Origin of the sequence: Noviherbaspirillum denitrificans, from assembly GCF_002211445.1 — a bacterium.
Classification (GTDB): Bacteria; Pseudomonadota; Gammaproteobacteria; order Burkholderiales; family Burkholderiaceae_D; genus Noviherbaspirillum; species Noviherbaspirillum denitrificans.
Map to the genome: position 1 here is coordinate 3,518,713 of NZ_LSTO01000001.1, position 2,839 is coordinate 3,521,551.

Genomic DNA, 2,839 nt, shown 5'->3' on the forward strand with positions numbered 1-2,839 from the left:
TGCGGCGCAGCTCGATACCACGGTGTTGCTGCTCGGTGAAACGGGTAGCGGCAAGGAACTGCTGGCGCATGGAATTCACGCAGCGTCCGGTCGCGCAGGCAAGCCCTTCGTTGGCATTAATATCGCGGCCGTTCCTGAATCACTGCTCGAAGCGGAATTCTTCGGCGTCGCGCCGGGCGCCTATACGGGCGCCGACCGGAAGGGGCGTGACGGCAAGTTCAAGATTGCTGACGGCGGCACGCTGTTCCTCGACGAAGTCGGCGACATGCCGCTGCAGGTGCAGGCCAAACTGCTGCGCGTGCTGCAAGAGCAGGAAATCGAACCGCTCGGTTCGAACACCATCATCAAGGTCGACGTGCGCGTGATCGCGGCGACCAGCCACGACCTCAAGCAGCTGGTGGCCGACGGCAAGTTCCGCTCGGACTTGTACTACCGCCTGAATGTACTGCCCATCGTGCTGCCCCCGTTGCGCGAGCGGTTGGGGGACCTCGATGCATTGTGCGAGCACCTGCTGGAGCAGATCGCGACACGTACCGGCATGCCGCAGCGCGAGCTGGCGCCGTCCGCACGTACCTTCCTTGCATCCTACAGCTGGCCGGGCAATGTCCGCGAGCTGCGCAATGCGCTTGAACAGGCCGGCATGCTGACCGACAGCATCAGCCTGACCGCGGAAGACTTCGCCACCATCCTGCCCAGCAATGCCGTCATGCATCGGAGCGTCGAGACAGTGCCGGACAACACGCCGGGGCAACGCATTCGTCCCTTGGGCGAGGCGGTTTCGGAACTGGAAAAGAGCCTCATCAAATCCGCACTGGACAGCACGGGCGGCAACAAGGCGCAGACCGCGCGCCTGCTCGGCATTTCGCGGGCGACGCTGTATCAGAAGATCGTTGATTACGACTTGGTGTCTGAATAATAGACACATGTCTAAATTGCAGACGCCCGATAAAGTCTTTATTTTTCAAGGACATAACTTAATATCAAGGAAAAGTGTATGGAAATTATACGCTTTCACACCTTGTTTCTGCGTGGCATTTGCTCTCTCTGGCCGGCGTTTTTCGATATTTTCCTTAAAAATCAAAGACTTGATTTTTCTGGCATGACATTTGCCATATGTGGCTATCACTAGTGATGGCCGCGTAACTATGCCGCGGTCTCCACCAGGCAAAACAACGATATGGAGACAACGTGCGGCTCACCAACAAAGTGGCGCTGATCACCGGCGCAAGCAGGGGCATTGGCAAGGCCACTGCACTCAAGTTCGCGAGGGAAGGGGCGCGGGTCGTCGTCTGTGACCTGGACGATACCGTTGCCGAAACCGTCGCCGAAATCCGTATCCAAGGCGGCAGCGCCATCGGCTTCAAGGTCGATGTCACCAAATCCGAAAGCATCGAAGCGATGGTCAGCGGTGCACTCGCGACCTTCGGCCACATCGACGTGCTGGTCAACAACGCCGGCATCGTCGCCGATGCCCAGCTCAAGAAAATGACCGACGAGCAGTTCGACATGGTCATCGACGTCAATCTCAAGGGCACCTACAACTGCACCAAGGCGGTGGTCGACAACATGATCGAGCGAAAGACAGGTGTCGTGCTCAACGCGTCGTCGATCGTCGGCATCTACGGCAACTTCGGCCAGACCAACTATGCGGCCAGCAAGTTCGGCGTCATCGGCATGGCCAAGACCTGGGCGCGCGAACTCGGCAAGCATGGAATTCGTGTCAACGCCGTCTGCCCCGGCTTCATCGAAACGACGATTCTCAAATCCATGCCCGAAAAGGTCATCCGCTCCCTCGAAGAGCGCGTGCCGCTCGGGCGCCTCGGCCGGCCTGAGGAGATCGCCAATACCTTTGCCTTCCTTGCTTCCGACGAAGCGAGCTATATCAATGGCGCCGTCATTGAAGTCTGTGGAGGGATGACGCTTTAAGGCAGTTCAGCAGCAGTTGCGGTGTACCCGGTTCCAACAATAAGCAGTAGAGCCCCGGCCGAGACAGCCGGAATAACTTAAGGAGCGAGACAACATGGCAATACGCAAGACAATCGGATTGACGGCAATCATGACGGGCGTGCTGGCCGCATGCGGCGGTGGCGGGGGCGGCGGTTCATCGCTGAGCCTCGGCGTGGCCAACGTGGCGCCGGCTTTCCTCAAGGGGAACATCTCCAGCAAGACCTATGACGGCAACAGCGACGACCTGCTCACCGCAGGCCTCGGCGCGAGCGGTTTGGCCAGCGCTACCGCGCCGACAGTCGGAGCGACACCTACCGCGGCCGAGCTGCGCCGTCTTGCGATTCACCAGAACTATCGCGCGCTCGTCGATACTACCGCCAACGGCGGCTTCGGCACGCTCTACGGCCCGACGGTCGCCATCGCCGGCACGACGGCAAGCAGCACGGGCAAGATCGCAGGGAAGGAATTCATTGCCTATGCCGATGACGGCAGCGGCGCCCAGAACGTGACGCTGATGGTGCAGGTCCCCGACAGCTTCAATCCGTCCAAGCCCTGCATCGTGACGGCGACTTCTTCCGGTTCGCGCGGCATTTACGGTGCGATCGGCACCGCCGGCGAATGGGGCCTCAAGCGCGGTTGCGCGGTGGCCTATACCGACAAGGGCAGCGGCAACGGCTTCCACGACCTGCAGACGAACAAGGTCACGCTGATCGACGGCACGACGGCGGATGCCGCGACCGCCGGCACGGCCGCTCTGTTCAAGGCCAACATCACCGAGGCAGCACGCACCGCGTACAACGCACTGTTCCCGAACCGCGTCGCCTACAAGCACGCCCACTCGCAGCAGAACCCGGACAAGGACTGGGGCAAGAACACGCTGCAGGCGGTCGGA

General features: G+C 60.7%; 3 protein-coding genes. All 3 read left to right on the forward strand.

Annotated features, from left to right (window positions below):
* On the forward strand, nucleotides 1–916 hold a 916-nt coding region (locus AYR66_RS16985; protein WP_170942321.1), incomplete at its 5' end, for a sigma-54 interaction domain-containing protein.
* Between the two features lie 272 nt (nucleotides 917–1,188).
* Nucleotides 1,189–1,926: a 3-oxoacyl-[acyl-carrier-protein] reductase gene (fabG, locus tag AYR66_RS16990; protein WP_088708491.1), complete on the forward strand. Its 738-nt coding sequence runs from the start codon at nucleotides 1,189–1,191 to the stop codon at nucleotides 1,924–1,926.
* A 94-nt stretch (nucleotides 1,927–2,020) separates the two neighbouring features.
* Nucleotides 2,021–2,839: D-(-)-3-hydroxybutyrate oligomer hydrolase (locus AYR66_RS16995; protein ID WP_214608765.1), on the forward strand; the 819-nt coding region annotated here is incomplete at its 3' end.